The sequence below is a fragment of the Seonamhaeicola sp. ABD4_175 genome, assembly GCF_056160885.1.
In genome coordinates, this window is record NZ_JBSWYC010000003.1 from 15,602 (window position 1) to 31,176 (window position 15,575).

At 30.9% G+C, this 15,575-nt stretch carries 18 protein-coding genes; 7 read left to right on the top strand and 11 right to left on the bottom strand.

Translation table 11 applies throughout. From position 1 onward, the window contains the following. Positions 1-40: 40 nt before the first annotated feature. From ACXAG4_RS10030 to ACXAG4_RS10070, 9 genes are all read right to left on the bottom strand, one after another. Positions 41-505, bottom strand: coding sequence for a hypothetical protein (locus ACXAG4_RS10030; protein WP_475295948.1), 465 nt, complete (start codon positions 503-505; stop codon positions 41-43). 131 nt (positions 506-636) lie between these two features. Further along, positions 637-1,704 (bottom strand): magnesium/cobalt transporter CorA, encoded by a 1,068-nt coding sequence (gene corA, locus ACXAG4_RS10035; RefSeq protein WP_475295949.1) that lies wholly within the window; start codon positions 1,702-1,704, stop codon positions 637-639. Positions 1,705-1,722: 18 nt separating this feature from the next. Then, positions 1,723-2,268, bottom strand: coding sequence for a mechanosensitive ion channel domain-containing protein (locus ACXAG4_RS10040; RefSeq protein WP_475295950.1), 546 nt, complete (start codon positions 2,266-2,268; stop codon positions 1,723-1,725). A 43-nt stretch (positions 2,269-2,311) separates the two neighbouring features. Next, positions 2,312-3,223 carry a septum formation inhibitor Maf gene (locus tag ACXAG4_RS10045; protein ID WP_475295951.1) on the bottom strand — a complete coding sequence of 304 codons (912 nt, stop codon included), beginning with the start codon at positions 3,221-3,223 and terminating at the stop codon, positions 2,312-2,314. 30 nt (positions 3,224-3,253) lie between these two features. After that, positions 3,254-3,847 (bottom strand): Maf-like protein, encoded by a 594-nt coding sequence (locus tag ACXAG4_RS10050; protein WP_475295952.1) that lies wholly within the window; start codon positions 3,845-3,847, stop codon positions 3,254-3,256. Continuing rightward, on the bottom strand, positions 3,840-4,745 hold the full coding sequence (locus ACXAG4_RS10055; protein WP_475295953.1) for a geranylgeranylglycerol-phosphate geranylgeranyltransferase: 906 nt from the start codon (positions 4,743-4,745) through the stop codon (positions 3,840-3,842). The genes ACXAG4_RS10050 and ACXAG4_RS10055 overlap by 8 nt, the downstream gene beginning before the upstream one ends. Positions 4,746-4,754: 9 nt before the next feature. Beyond that, entirely contained in the window at positions 4,755-5,072 is a 318-nt protein-coding gene (locus tag ACXAG4_RS10060; protein WP_475295954.1) for a hypothetical protein, read from the bottom strand. A 12-nt stretch (positions 5,073-5,084) separates the two neighbouring features. Next, complete coding sequence (locus ACXAG4_RS10065) at positions 5,085-5,615, bottom strand: KdsC family phosphatase (RefSeq protein ID WP_475295955.1); 531 nt, start codon at positions 5,613-5,615, stop codon at positions 5,085-5,087. Continuing rightward, a complete protein-coding gene (locus tag ACXAG4_RS10070; RefSeq protein ID WP_475295956.1) occupies positions 5,605-6,366 on the bottom strand; it encodes a Rossmann-like and DUF2520 domain-containing protein in 762 nt (253 codons plus the stop codon). Before ACXAG4_RS10070 ends, ACXAG4_RS10065 begins: the two co-directional genes overlap by 11 nt. Positions 6,367-6,425: 59 nt before the next feature. On the opposite strand from ACXAG4_RS10070, the gene ACXAG4_RS10075 reads away from it, so the two are divergent. From ACXAG4_RS10075 to ACXAG4_RS10105, 7 genes are all read left to right on the top strand, one after another. Continuing rightward, the gene (locus ACXAG4_RS10075; RefSeq protein ID WP_475295957.1) at positions 6,426-6,818 is read left to right on the top strand and encodes a group III truncated hemoglobin; all 393 of its coding nucleotides are present in this window, start codon (positions 6,426-6,428) and stop codon (positions 6,816-6,818) included. Between the two features lie 83 nt (positions 6,819-6,901). Continuing rightward, on the top strand, positions 6,902-10,153 hold the full coding sequence (ccsA, locus tag ACXAG4_RS10080; protein ID WP_475295958.1) for a cytochrome c biogenesis protein CcsA: 3,252 nt from the start codon (positions 6,902-6,904) through the stop codon (positions 10,151-10,153). A gap of 111 nt (positions 10,154-10,264) precedes the next feature. Continuing rightward, positions 10,265-11,155 (top strand): DUF2167 domain-containing protein, encoded by an 891-nt coding sequence (locus tag ACXAG4_RS10085; RefSeq protein WP_475295959.1) that lies wholly within the window; start codon positions 10,265-10,267, stop codon positions 11,153-11,155. A gap of 115 nt (positions 11,156-11,270) precedes the next feature. Continuing rightward, positions 11,271-11,849 carry an RNA polymerase sigma factor gene (locus ACXAG4_RS10090; RefSeq protein WP_475295960.1) on the top strand — a complete coding sequence of 193 codons (579 nt, stop codon included), beginning with the start codon at positions 11,271-11,273 and terminating at the stop codon, positions 11,847-11,849. Further along, positions 11,842-12,027, top strand: a complete 186-nt coding sequence (locus ACXAG4_RS10095) for a hypothetical protein (protein ID WP_475295961.1) — start codon at positions 11,842-11,844, stop codon at positions 12,025-12,027. Before ACXAG4_RS10090 ends, ACXAG4_RS10095 begins: the two co-directional genes overlap by 8 nt. Before the next feature lie 20 nt (positions 12,028-12,047). Further along, positions 12,048-12,875, top strand: coding sequence for a mechanosensitive ion channel family protein (locus ACXAG4_RS10100; RefSeq protein WP_475295962.1), 828 nt, complete (start codon positions 12,048-12,050; stop codon positions 12,873-12,875). Positions 12,876-13,016: 141 nt separating this feature from the next. Then, positions 13,017-13,718, top strand: a complete 702-nt coding sequence (locus tag ACXAG4_RS10105; RefSeq protein WP_475295963.1) for a hypothetical protein — start codon at positions 13,017-13,019, stop codon at positions 13,716-13,718. A gap of 24 nt (positions 13,719-13,742) precedes the next feature. Here ACXAG4_RS10105 and ACXAG4_RS10110 read toward each other — a convergent pair whose 3' ends face one another. After that, complete coding sequence (locus ACXAG4_RS10110) at positions 13,743-14,681, bottom strand: DUF5694 domain-containing protein (RefSeq protein WP_475295964.1); 939 nt, start codon at positions 14,679-14,681, stop codon at positions 13,743-13,745. An 86-nt stretch (positions 14,682-14,767) separates the two neighbouring features. Then, positions 14,768-15,553: a S1/P1 nuclease gene (locus ACXAG4_RS10115; protein WP_475295965.1), complete on the bottom strand. Its 786-nt coding sequence runs from the start codon at positions 15,551-15,553 to the stop codon at positions 14,768-14,770. Positions 15,554-15,575: the final 22 nt, after the last annotated feature.

Consider the following 15,575-nt stretch of genomic DNA (forward strand, 5'->3'; position numbering starts at 1 on the left):
ATTTTATTTAACGGTTTTGTAAAACTTTTAAATACCCTATTTATATTTTTTTTGAGTATTTATGAATGGTTTTCTCTGGCTCTGCAGGAATTAAAGGTGCATTACCGTAGTTAAAAAATTGTTGTTGTATTGAATCCATATACTTCATCATGTTGTTTATATGGTTGTTATTTTCAAACTGATTAAAAAAGAACTTTGGATGTTTGAAGTTATTAAATGTAGAATCTTCTTTGAAAAAATCTTCAAAAAACGAATCTTTAAAAATTGAGTTTTCAGATATGAGCTTTCCAAATTTTTGGTGTAAACTATCGTGTAATTTTTCATGTGATAAATAGCTGTAACTGTAAACAGAATCATAGCGTTTTAGGTTGCCAAATTCATCAAACTCTTTATTTACTGTAATGTTTTCTTTTGGTTTGTTTTCGGTTTTGTTTTTTTGCTTGGTTTGTGCTGAACAATTAAAAAATAACAGACAAAACAAGGGTATAATTTTTAGTGTTTTCATCTTTATATATTTTTTGAATTATACATAAGTTGTACGTTTATATATTTTCAAAAAACATACCAAAACAAAGGTGTTAATTTGAGGTGTTTTCATTATGTCATTTTGACATAATTGGTTATTTTAAAGTAATATTACAACCACTTTTTTCTTTTAAAATAGTAAAGTAAAATTAAAAATAGAAGCACCATAACACCCCAAAACACAAAGTAAGCATATTTGTATTGCAGCTCTGGTATGTAGGCAAAGTTCATACCGTAAACACCAGCTATAAAGGTTAAAGGAATAAAAATAGAAGCCATAATGGTTAGCACCTTCATAACTTCATTCATTTTATTACTAATACTGGTTAAATACATGCCCATTAAACCGCCAATAACTTCGCGGTGTAGCTCAATATTTTCAGATACTTGTGTTAAATGGTCATACACATCTTTAAAATAATGTATGGTTTTGTTGTTAATTAAAGCGGTATCATTTTTTTCTATTTTATTAATGATATCGCGTAGCGGAAACACAGCACGCCTAACACGTAAAACTTCGCGCTTTAAATCTTGTATTTCAATGCTTAAATCGTCACTGGTTTTATTGGCAAAAACAGCAGTTTCTAAGTCTTCAATTTTATCACCCAAAATTTCAATAATGCTAAAATAATGATCAACAATAGCATCAATGAGTGTGTATAAAAGGTAATCGGCCTGCATGTTTCGTATTCTGCCTTTGGCGTTTCTAATACGGTCTCTTATGGGATCAAAAACATCTCCTTCGGCTTCTTGAAATGTAAACACATAGTTTTTACCAAGAATAAAACTTACTTGTTCAGATACTAGTTGGTTTTCACTATTGTAATACAACATTTTTAATACAAAAAACAAATAGTTTTCATGGTCATCTACTTTGGGGCGTTGTGCAATGTTTACAATATCTTCTAAAACTAAGTGATGAATTTCATAGTGTTTACCTAAGTTTTCAATAGCTTCAACATGGTTAAGACCATTTAAATTTACCCAACTAACGGTGTTAGTGTTTTTGTAATTGAAACAATCTTCAATTGTAGCAAGTTGTTTTTCTGTGTAGGCATCTTTATCAAAATCAAAAGCTTCTAAAGATAGTTGTTCTTTAGCGCGCTCACCGGTGTAAACAACAGTGCCAGGTATTTGTCCTAACTTTTTTTTAGAACGGTATAAACGTTTTCTTGCCATAAATTAAAAGTATAGATTTTAAACTATATCTGAGCCATCATCATATGCAATCTCTTCAATAGCATCTTTTTGAACAAGTGTTACGGCTTTTTGAAGCATTAAGTTGTTGGGGTAAGTAACCAAATCGCCATTCTCTAAACGTAGGTGAAGTTGAAAAGAACGGATGTCTTCAATAATGGCTGTTACAGGAAAATCTTTATCATGAATTTCAATTTTATCGCCTACTTTATAAGGGAAATTAAAAAACATTATAATGCCCGATGTTACATTGCTTAAAATAGACCAAATGGCAAAAAGGGCAATGCCAAGTATTGTGAAAACAGATGTAAAAACAAGCGCCAAATCTTTAAACTCTGCACCTAATATAAACGCTTCAATAAGTAAAGCAATTAAAAATAAAGTAACAGCAACATACCTGCGCATTAACCTAATTCTGGCTAAATTAATACTGTTTTTTTCGGCAACTTTTGTTATTGTGAAATTAGCAATAAACCTAACAACTAAAAGCGATACTAAAAGTATGCCAGACGCAATGAGTTCATGTTTGTAATTAGTAAAAAACATACAAATTATTTTATGCAAAGATACAGCAGAAGCTTAAATAATTTTAATTTAAAAACAGTGTATCTCTAAGAATTTCGTGCTTATTTTGGTTTTTATTCCAATAGTCAGATTTTAAGGTTTTTAGCTTTGTGGCTTTGGTTGTAAGTGTTTGTGCATTTGTACCAAAGCCACTTTTAAATGTTTCCGTCCAACTTAAAATTTCATAAGGAAAATTATTATTGAAATTAATGGTTAATTGGCGTTGTAATTCTGGGTAATTTATGGTGAAATTATCAGGGTTTAAGGTGGCTGTTGCTTTGTAGGCTTTAATAGGAATGTGGCGCATTCTGGTAAATTCAAAAGCAGGAATAATATTTAAATTGCCGGTTGGTAATGTTTTTGGGTTTATACGAAGCTGTGTCCATAATTCATTTTCTAGAATGGCTTTTTTAAGTGTGAAATTTTTATCGGCTTCACCTTCAAAATATGAATGCGATGTTATTTCAAAATCATTTTTATTGTTTAATTGAGCATATACGTGGCCACACCATTCTTGCATAGAATTTGAAACTTTTATAGCGTGTTGGTTGTTTGAAACGGGGTAAAAAACACTTTGCATTACAGAATATGGGTAAATACCTGTGTTAAATGTTTTAGTAGCGTTTAGTTTTAAAATAGGAATGTTTGATGGGTTTTGGTTATTGGCTTTTACTTGTGCTTTGGGTAAAAAATCTTCAGTAACATAAATTAAAACGGCATGTCCTTTTCTAATTTCTCCGTAGCGGGCTTGCTCTAAAGTGTACGATGTTATTTCAGCTTCACCGGCATACCAATAGTTTTTAAAATTATCAGATAGTTTTTGTGGTTCTTTTTTTACTTCTGAAGTTATATTATTGGCTAATATTTTATTTTTGGGTTGTTTGTTGCATGCATTTAAGCACAAACAAATTATTACAAATTGTAAAAAGACTTTCATTTTAAGTGTTTTAGACTTAAAAATACAAAGTTATTGGCTGTTGGCAATGTCATTTAACGTTTTATAAACAAGATGAACCGGCAAACCAACAACATTAAAAAATGAGCCTTCAATTTTAGTAACGGCAATTTTACCAATCCATTCTTGTATGCCGTAAGCGCCTGCTTTATCAAAAGGTTTACAGGTATTTATGTAATACCAAATTTCGTCATCGGTAAGTGCTTTAAAGGTTACTTTAGTTGTGTTATGAAGTGTTTTTTCAAAGTTTTTTGAAGTAAAACAAACCGATGTTATAACCTCATGTGTTTGGTTGCTTAAAGATTTTAAAATAGCATAAGCATCTAGTGCGTCTTTAGGTTTGCCTAAGGCTTTATTCTTGTGCCACACAATGGTATCACTTGTAATTAAAATATCGTTTTCTTTTAATTCGTTTTTAAATGGTAAGGCTTTTAATTGGGCTAAATAGTTACTAATTTCAAAATGTGTTAGCCTGTTAGGGTATTCTTCTTTAACGGGTTTTAGGCGAATTTCAAAATCTAAATTTAAACCTTTAAAAAAGGCTTGTCTTCTTGGTGAACCTGAAGCTAAAATTATGTGATGGTTTTTTAGTTTTTCGTTAAGCATAGTTGTATAAAAGTAAAGAAAGCACACCAAAAAACATAACTATTTTAAGCATATTACTTACATGTGAGTAGTGTGTTTTTGTTTTAGCATTAAATATTTTAATTGCTGTGTAAATTAATGGACCTAAAACGGTTAGTAAAAAGTAAATTACCAAATATTGATGTTTGTATATTTTGTAGACTAAGTAATAAGTTACAGCAAGAATGGGTATAATAATTAGGGCAAATAATAGATTTTTAGCTCGTGTTCTGCCAATAGCAATGGGTAATGTGTTCATGCCTGCTTTAAAATCGCCGTTAATATCTTCTATGTCTTTAGCTATTTCGCGTGAAAGGTTTATTAAAAAGGCAAAAAAAGCATAGTTTAAAATAGTTTTAAAATACATTAATTGTAAAGACATATTGTAGTCGTTAATGGCCGGAAGCAAATCAAAAACACCAACAATTACAAGGCTTAGTGCTACTAACAACGAAACAACAATGTTGCCAATTAAAATGGTTTGTTTTAGGTAGCTAGCATACATATAAAGTAATACTGAAATAACTACAAATAAGGAAAAGAAAGCTGGTTTACCAACCAAAAACGATGTGTAATACCCTAAACCAACACCAATGAAATTGAAAATAATAAATAGAGTGAAAGCAGTTTTTTCTGAAATTAATTTACCAACAATTACCTTTTTAGGTTTGTTAATTAAATCGGTTTCCACATCAAAAATATCATTGATGATATTGCCAGCAGCTGCTATAAAAATGGTAGCTAATGTTAGGGATATAAACCCAATGGTATTTAAACTTATAGCAGCGCCCAAAGGTTGTAAAAAAGTATATTTAATAAGTAATTGCACAATGGCAATCATGATGAGGTTTTTATAGCGGATAAGCTTTAATAAAGGCATTTTAAAGCATTATAAATAAGACATTACACTGTTTATTAAGTAAATAATTACCCCTAAAATGAGGCTAAAAACAATTAAAAAACCTAATATGGTTTTGCGGGTTCTTGTTTTTTCATCATTTCGTATTTTATTTTTAATAAGTTGTTTTTCGGCCTTTGTTAACGTGTGGTGTGTAAAATTTAATTTGAAATGATAATGGGTTTCATCATCTAATTTTTCTTTTAAAGAAGAAAATGCACGGTTTGTACTTTGGTTAAATACATTTTGGTTATTACCAAAACCAATGTAACCAAAACCGGTGGTATGTCTTCTTTTGTTTCTGGCCAAAGCTTTAATTTATTAGTCGTATTTAGCATGGAAATTACCATACCATTTGTTGTGTATTTTTAATACTTGTTCAATAACATCACGTACAGCGCCTTTACCACCGCTTTTATGCGAAATGTATTTTGAAATACCTTTAATTTCTTGCACAGCATCTTGTGGGCAACATGGTAAACCTACTAGTTTCATCACAGGGTAATCTGGAATATCATCACCCATATAAAGCACGTTTTCTAAATTAACATTTTTATTTTGGGTGTAGGTGTTAAGTTGTTCAATTTTATTGTGAGCGCCTAAAAAAATATCTTTTATGCCTAAGCCTTCTAAACGTTTGCGTACGCCTTCATTTGATCCGCCAGAAATAATACACACATTAAAACCTGCATCAACTGCAGTTTTTAAAGCATAACCATCTTTTATATTCATGGTTCTAAGCATGTCACCGTTAGTCATAACAGTAACGCTACCATCGGTTAAAACGCCATCAACATCAAAAATAAAGGTATTTATGTTTTCAAGGTATTCTTTATAGCTTTTATCTTCCATTGTGTGTTTTTTGAATAGATTTAGTAAGTAAATTATAAATAGCCTCGTGCTCTGGGTTATTCAATATACTTAAATGTTTTTTTATTGTTTTTTTATCGTTACGTTTAGCAGGACCCGTTTGTGCTTTGTAAGGTGATAAATGTTGAACTTTTTTAGCTGTTTCTAAAATTAATGGTTTTAGTAAATCAAATTCTGCACCTTCACTTTCTGTAATTTCATGGCCAATACGGTATAACTGGTTAGTAAAATTATTAACAAAAACAGCCGCTAAATGCAATACTTGCCTTTGGTCACTATTAACCTTTTTAACGGGGCTGCCAATAGCCAAAGCCAAAGCTTTTAATATGTGATAGTCGGGTTTGTTAACAGTTTCAATACAAATGGGTACGTTGGCAAAATCTAATTGAGCCGTTTTACTAAAACTTTGCAAAGGGTAAAATACACCGCGTTTGTGTTTTCTGTCTAAATCATGCACATTTACGCTGCCCGATGTGTGTACAACAATTTTATTTTCAAAAGGTAATTGTTCCGATAATTGGGCTACAGCATCATCACTAATCGCTAAAATATACACATCGGCTTCTTTTAAATCATTCAAATTATTGGTAATACTAACGTTATTTTTGTAATGTGTTATAGTATTTAAATTACGATTATACCATTGCTTAACGGTTACATCATTAGCTTTTGTAAAAGCGTTGTATAAATGTGTGGCAACATTGCCTGCACCTAAAATAGTTACTGAAATCATGACGCAAAAATAACTAATAATAGCTAAAATAAAACCGTATTCCCGTATCTTTGTTAATCATGAAAAAAACAGATATTAAAAACAGAAGCGATGTATTCTTATTAGTAGTTTCATTTTATAAAAAAGTAAGAAATAATGAAACATTAGCTCCTTTTTTTAACGAAGCTATTAAAGATTGGGATGCCCATTTACAAAACTTAACCAGCTTTTGGGAATCTAGCTTGTTTTTAAAAACCAAATATTACGGCAATCCATTAAAAGCGCATATTACGGTTGATAAAAACAATAATAGTAGCATAACAGAATTACATTTTGGTATTTGGCTAAACCTATGGTTGCAAACGGTAGATGAACTTTTTGAAGGTGATTATGCTGAAAACGCAAAAAGGCGTGCCAGAAAAATGAGCACATTTCTATACATGCATATTTTTCAAGCACGAACACTTAAATAAACAGCGTTTCTTTAAGCAAACTTTAACACTATAAAGTAAACATAAATACGTAAATTTGCAGCACCTTAAAAAAGGGTACAATTATGCAAAAAAAACTCGCTAATATTCTATTTTCAACACGTCTTACTGGTGTATTATTTATTGTTTTTGCCGCCGCTATGATTACAGGCACTTTTTTAGATGCTGGCCAAGAAACTTCACCAACACCCTACACAAGAAATTTAATTTATAACGCTTGGTGGTTTGAGGCTATCATGGGGCTTTTTGTTATAAATTTTGTTGGAAATATTTTTAGATACAGATTATACAAAAAAGAAAAATGGTCAGTTTTACTACTACATTTAGCTTTTATATTCATTTTTTTAGGCGCTTTTATAACAAGATATATAAGTTTTGAAGGTATGATGTCTATACCCGAAGGCGGTACAGAAAACACTTTTCTTTCACAAAAAACATACGTTACAGCTTACATTGATGGCGATTATGAAATTAACGGTGTTCAACAGCGGTTACCATTGCAATATGAAGTAGATTTTTCTAAACGATTGCAAAATAATTTTAAAATTGAAACGCAGTACAACAAACAACCGGTTACCATTGCATTAGAAAAGTTTATTGCAGGTGCAGAAGAAGATGTTATACCCAACGAAAATGGCGAATCATATTTAAAAATAGTAGAATCTGGCGGTGGCGGTGCCCATAACCATTTTTTAAAAGTAGGCGAGCAGGCCAGTATTCATAATGTTATTTTTACTTTAAATAACCCCGCTAAAGGTGCAGTTAATTTGTATTTTGAAAATGATATGTTGTCTATAGAGTCGCCTTTTGAAGGCACATACATGACTATGGCCACCCAAGAGCAAGGTGCTTTAATAAAAGACAGTATTCAGCCCTTAAAATTACGCTCATTATACCGTATTGGTAACATGCAAATGGTGTTTCCAAAACCTGTTGTAAAAGGTGTTTTTGATGTGGTTAAAAAACCACAAGTGCTTAAAAATGATGAAGATGGTATTGTGTTGAAAGTGACAACTAACGGCGAAACTAAGCGCATTGGCGTTTTAGGAGGCCAAGGTATGTCGCGTCCATTCAAACAAATACAAGTAGGTGGTTTAGACTTTGCATTTCAATACGGCGCAAAAGTTTTAGAGTTGCCTTTTAGCATAAAATTAAACGATTTTAAAGCCGATAAATTTCCTGGTTCAGATATTAATTCGGCATACTCAAGTCAAGTAACCGTTATTGATGATGAAAGCGGTAGTTTCGATTATAAAATATACATGAACAATATTTTAAACCATAAAGGTTACAGGTTCTTTCAATCTAGCTTTTTTCCTGATGAAAGCGGCACAATACTATCTGTAAATCATGATTATTGGGGTACTTTATTCACTTACATAGGTTATTTTATGCTTTATCTTGGCATGCTTGCAATTCTATTTGTAAAAGGTACACGTTTTTCAGATTTAAGAAAGCAATTAAATAAAGTTAAAGAAAAGAAAACTAAGCTTTTAACAGTTTTATTTTTAAGCTTAGCACTGGCAGGTTTCTCACAAACAACACAACATAATGAGCATGAAGAACATAACCATAATGCGCATACTGCTACACAAACCAAGCCAACAAAAGCACAAATAGATTCTATTTTAACAGCCAATATAACACCAAAAGCACATGCCGAAGATTTTGCACATTTGGTAATTCAAGATTTAGATGGCCGTATGAAACCAGTAAGCACCTACGCCTCAGAAATGTTGCGTAAAATAAGTAAATTAGATACTTATGAAGGTTTTGATGCGCACCAAATTTTCTTATCAATGCAAGAAAGCCCTAGGCTTTGGTATAATGTGCCTGTTATTTATTTAGCTAAAAAGAAAGCCGATACCATTAGGCATATAATTGGTACAAGTGTAGATGATAAATATGTAGCCTTAGCCGATTTTTTTACAGATAAAGGCGCTTACAAACTAGAACCTTTTTTAGAAGATGCCTTTAGTACCAACAAACCAAATGGTTACCAAAAAGAATTGCAAGAGGCGCATAAGCGTGTTAATCTTTTATATAATACGGTTGAAGGTGCATCGTTACGTTTATTTCCGTTACCAAATGATGAAAAGAATACTTGGATTTCATCATACGATTATAAATTTGGTCAGCATAAAATACAAGATTCTTTATACGGAAATTTTATAAAAAACGGATTTCAAGCCTATTTATACACATTGAATAATGCTAAGCAATCGGGTGATTTTTCAGAGGCTGAAAAACTTCTTAAAGCCTTTAAAAAAACCCAACATAAATATGGTAGTGAAGTGATGTTAAGTGATGATAAAATTCACACTGAAGTACTATACAACAAATACGATATTTTCAAAAAACTATTTAGTTGGTATATGTACGCAGGTTCATTAATGTTCATTTTACTAATTGTTCAAATATTTAAAGATAAAAGTAAGGTTATAAACCGTTTAATAGCCTTTTTTAAATGGGTAATAGTGGCTTTGTTTTTTGTGCATTTGGGTGGTTTAATTATGCGTTGGTATGTTTCTGGTCACGCTCCTTGGAGTGATGCTTATGAATCTATGATTTATGTAGCGTGGTCTACCATGTTGTTTGGTTTAATTACCGGTATAAGCAGAAAAAAAGGTACTTCAGTTTTAAGTTTAAACAAATCAGGATCAGATTTAACCGTTGCAGCAGCAGCGTTTGTAACAGCTATGTTATTAATGATAGCGCATTGGCAATGGATGGATCCTTCAATAGCTAACTTACAACCCGTATTAAATAGTTATTGGTTAATGATTCACGTAGCAGTTATTGTAGCAAGTTACGGGCCTTTTACATTAGGTATGGTTTTAGGTGTAGTATCTCTATTTTTAATGGCGGTAACTAATACCAAAAACAAAGCTAAAATGGATTTAAACATAAAAGAGCTTACCATTATTAATGAAATGGCCTTAACAGTTGGTTTAGTAATGCTAACCATTGGTAACTTTTTGGGCGGTATGTGGGCCAATGAAAGTTGGGGGCGTTATTGGGGATGGGACCCCAAAGAAACTTGGGCACTTATAAGTATCATGATGTATGCCTTTGTTATTCATATGCGTTTAATACCCGGTTTACGTGGCCGTTGGATGTTCAATTTCTCATCGGTAATAGCAATTTCATTTATAATATTTACATATTTTGGCGTTAATTTCTACCTATCTGGCTTGCACTCATACCAATCTGGCCAACAAATAGCAAGTTTTCAAACTATAGCAATAGCATTAGGGTTTGTAGCACTACTAGGTTATTTTGGGTACAGAGGGTATAATAAGCATTATAAAAAGTAAATTTTTTATTAAGTAAATATGGCAACAGTTCTTTTTTGTGAAGAAAATTCGTAGGTTTGAATAAGAGGTTTTTTATAAAACTTTAATACTAACCATTTTCAACTCAACAACATGAAAAAACTGTTATTTTCAGTATTATTTATTACAAGTTTATGCGCTTTTTCACAAGAAGCAGTAGATTCTTTAGCATTGCAAGAAGCTCGTTACGCCTTTGTTTTAGATAGTATAAACAAATCATTTACTTATCAAACAGGTACTATTGAATTAGGCGAAGGTTTAGCTACCTTACATGTGCCACAAGGCTTTAAATTTTTAGATAGCCAACAAAGTCAGCGCGTTTTAACCGATTTATGGGGAAACCCACCAAGCAAATCTATGGGGTTATTATTCCCTGAAGATATGACACCTATGCACGATCATTTTACATTTTGTGTTGAAATTGATTATGCCGAAGAAGGTTACATTGATGATGAAGATGCTGAAGATTTAGACTATGATGATTTACTTGAAGAAATGCAGGAAGATACAAATGCCACTAACAACGAGCGCAAAGAACTTGGTTACCCAACTGTACAGCTTGTTGGTTGGGCATCAGCACCGTATTATGATCAAGAAAACAAAAAATTACACTGGGCTAAAGAACTTAAGTTTGATGATGCCGATGTAAACACATTAAATTACAATATTCGTGTTTTAGGCCGTAAAGGATACCTTAATTTAAATGCCATTGGCGATATTTCAATGCTTAACAATTTTAATTCAGATAGAGATAAAATTATTAAAAGTGTTGAGTTTACTCCAGGAAATCGTTATTCAGATTTTAATCCAGATATAGACCAAGTTGCAGCATACGGTATTGGCGGTTTAATTGCCGGTAAAATATTAGCAAAAGCAGGCTTTTTTGCCATTATTTTAAAATTTTGGAAATTTATAGCCATTGGGGCAGTAGCGCTTTTTAGTGGTTTCAGAAAAAAAATATTTGGAGAAAAAAAAGAAGTTTAATTGCCTGTAAATCACATGAAAATAAAAAATAACAGAAATATTATTAATAATAAGTGACCTATAATAAAAACAAGTGTCTTAACTCATAACAAACCAAATAGCTGTAGGCTAAATTTTGAAAACCCTAAAAAACATTAATAAGCTATCCGATGAGGATTTGGTAAAAGCAATTGTGAAAAACAATGACACGTTGCTTTTTGAAATACTGTACGACAGGTATTCACACCTGGTGTACAATAAATGTTTTGGGTTTGCAAAAGATGCAGATGAAGCTAAAGATTTAACGCAAGATGTGTTTTTAAAACTCTTTGTTAAATTAGCTAGCTTTAAAGGAACCTCAAAATTTTCAACATGGTTGTATGCCTTCACATATAATCATTGTGTTAATTTTGTAACCAGAAATACAGCTAAAAAGTTTGAAAAACAAGCTGTTGATTACGCTGATATTGAAAATGTATCAGAAGATGAAGAAGATGATAACAGTTTTGTAAATATGAAAGTTGAGCAATTAAAAGTAGCTTTAGAAGAAATTTCACCCGATGAAAAAATGATATTGCTACTTAAATACCAAGATGGCCTTTCTATAAAAGATTTAGTAAGTGCCTTAGGTATTGGTGAGAGTGCCGTTAAAATGAGAATTAAACGAGCAAAAGATAAGTTAATAACCGTTTATAACGAATTGTACAATGGATAATCCATTTAAATACGTAAATACACCCCTAAAAGAAGTTCCAACGGAACTTAAAGGGAAGGTTATGAATGATATTGCCATGGCAAAATTGTTAATGGAATTAGCTGCTCTATTCTCATATAATATTGGCGATATTATAGAGTCTGTTATTAATCAAAGAGATAAAAACACCAAAAAATAACCTTAACTTAATTTAATAGCATGAACAAAGTAACAGAATACAAAAACATAGCCATGGAATCTTTAAGAGCTATGTGGTTAGAAATAACTAAAATGTTTCCAAGTATTATTGGAGCATTAATAATATTAATAGTAGGTTTAATTGTCACAAAATTTGTAGTTAAACTCATTAAAAAAGCATTAAAATTAGCCAAAGCAGATAAGCTTGATGATAAATTAAATGAAATTGAAATAGTTGAAGGCAAGAAATTGAACTTCAACACTGTAAAAATAGTATCAAATTTTGTAAAATGGGTAATGTATATCATGCTCATAATCATGGTGTCTGATATTTTAAACCTTACCATGATATCACAACAAATAAGTGATTTATTAGCCTATTTACCTCAATTATTTGCTGCTGTTGTAATTTTTACCATAGGTTTAATTTTAGCAAATACCATAAAAAAAGCATTAAAATCATTTTTTGAATCTATGGATTTGTCTGGTGGTAAAATGCTAAGTCAAATAGTATTTTTTATCATTTTAATTTTTACATCAATAACAGCCTTAAACCAAGCAGGTGTAGATACTGAAATTATAACAAGTAACTTAACATTAATACTAGGCGCATTATTATTTGCTTTTGCTTTAGCGTTTGGTTTAGGTGCACAAAAAGTAGTTGGCGATTTATTAAAAACATTCTACGCCCGTAAAACATACGAAGTTGGTCAAATAATTGAATTTAAAGACATTAAAGGTGAAGTTGAAGCTATAGACAATATGTGTATTACCTTAAAAACACCCGAAGGTAAATTAATTATACCAATAAAAGATATTACAGAGAGTCAAGTAAAAGTGCAAAAATAGCTTTAAGTTAGGGTTAAAATTTGGTTGGTTACTTTTTGTAATTTGAAAGACTCTCTATAATTCCCTTTCTATTAATTTAGAAGGGGATTTTTTTATTTCTTCATATAAAACAGTAATTTCATAAACTATAAAATTGTTTAAATGAAGTTTATAACATCCATAATTTTAGTTTTATTAGTTTGTTTTACAGCAAATACCCAAGCTACAATACCTTCAAATTACAAACTAGTATATGTTCAAGATTTTGAACAACCCCAGGCAATACATGATTTTGAAATGACTGATGCTGAGGTTTGGCGTGTTTCAAAAGAAAATAATAATAGTGTTTTAGAACTTTTTAATCAAAGTAATTATCAGCCAACAGTTCGTTCACCATTTAACATAGCTTTGCTTAAAACAATTCATTTTGAAGATTTTATTTTAGAAGTGAAAATGAATCAAAATGGACGTGAATATCCGCACAGAGATTTATGTTTAATTTTTGGCTTTAATGATGCATCAAATTTTTATTACACACATATAGCATCAAAAGCAGATAAACATGCAAATAGTATTTTTATTGTGAATGATGCCCCACGCATAAGTATTGCTAAACAAAGAACCAATGGAACAAATTGGGGAAAAGAAAATTCATGGCACACTGTTAGAGTAGTTAGAAAAGTAAAAGAAGGGTTAATTGAAATTTATTTTGATAATATTGAAACGCCCATAATGCGTGCCACAGACACTCATTTTAAAAAGGGTTATATTGGTTTAGGTTCTTTTGATGATGTTGGCAAATTTGACGATGTTAAAATTTGGGCGCCAAAACTTGCAAAAGAAAAGCATGGTGTTTTTAAATAAAATGATAACAACAAAAAACTACAGTTACAATTCATCAAAGAGAACGACTTTAATATCTGGAAATTGAAGGTTTAATACTTCTTTTAAACCAACAATATGAGAAGCTCCAACAAATAAAACATTTTTTTCAAAACCATTATTTTTTATTTGATTACCCAGATTCATAGCAAAACGACTGTTTCTTTGGTTGAAATAGTCTACAGCTTTTACACAGTTTGTGTTTTTTTGATTTGAAAACTTTAGTCCACTTAAACTATCAAGTAATTTTAAGTGTTTCATTTTATTGTTTATAATTCCATATCTACCAACTATAGAAGGAAATATTTCTCTGAAAAATATTTTTTTGCTTAGTTTTTTTTCTCGTTTTTCAAATTTAGAATTAGCCATTTCTTTATCACAGGCATACCAATGTTTATGGAATTCACCGTTGGTTTGTTGGTCATCGGCGCTGTATATTTTTTTATGATGTAATTTTAAGGCTAATTTCCTAGATAGTTCGTAATCTTCATTTCTTTTAGATTTTTTGTGTCCCTCAGGATAATATTTTTGAAGATACTGATAATAAAAATAGTTAGCATAGTCGCATTGGTGAGCAAATGATAGTAATATGTTTTTATAATTTTCAGTGGTTAATTTGTCAAAATCTATTGTAAGCCAATAATGCAAAGAGTCTTTGTTAAAATTAAATGTTTGTTTTACTTTTTGCGAATACTTGTAAAAATCTTTTAAACTTTTACTGTAACCATTTTTTAAATATGCCCAACTTAAGGAATCATCAGGCATTGCATTTTCAACAAAAATTGCATCGGGCTTATATTCTAATGTTTTTTTAAAAAGAGGTTTGTAACTGTTTTTTAACAATTTTGGAACTTCATGCATTGTTGCAACAAGAAGAATTTCTTTTTTTTGAGCGTTTAGGTTTGTGATAATTAAAATAAAAAATAACAATAAAAGCTTTCTCATTACAAAATAATTAAATGGTGTTGATGGCTTAAAAAATATGCTTAAAAATAAGTATACCTTATATGAAATTTAATATTGTATGTTGTTTAAAACAAATCATTTAAAATTTTAGCTAACCTTATACCTGCAATTTGTAATTGTGATCTTACGGTGCTAAAGTTTTTATACGAATAACTATATTTTAAATTGGCATTTGGCGATACGTTATCGTAAATCTCTCTTGTGAGTTTATGTGTTTGGTTAACCCAATCTATAATTGTGCCTTTTTGTATGTTTTTAATGGTTTCTTTTGGTAGGTAACTAGCATTGTCAGCCAGTTCAGAATAACTCATGCCATAATGTTCAATCATTTCGGTGTCCCAAACTTTATGTAGATTAGAGTCTTCATAAAACCATTGCACTTTAAAATCGTTTCCACCTTTATCTTCGGCTAAACCAACGTGCATTGGTTGGTGTAAATCTCCTACTAAATGTATGAGTAATTTTAAATAAAATGCCTTGTCTTCATTACTTGAAGTTTTATTTTTAATAACAGAAATGCATTGCTCAATACCGCTAACTAAATCGCCTTTAGGGTTACGTTTAGTAGCATCATAATCGGCATCCATTGGCATGTTAATGTAATGCCAGGTGTAAAATGCATCATATCTGCGGTCAGATTTAATTTCATCGGCAAATGTTGATGTGAAGGCTAAAGATTCTCTATTTAATAATTTCTTTATGGCTTTTTTAGTTTTATGCTTTAAATATTTACTTGCAATTTCACCAACAACCCTGTGGCCTTTAGCACCCCATTTTGGTTCATGTGTAGCGTATATGTTAGTGTTTAAGCAAACTAATAAAGCAAAGGATGTAAATAGTTTTAATGTCATAATGAAATATTAAATGGGTTTT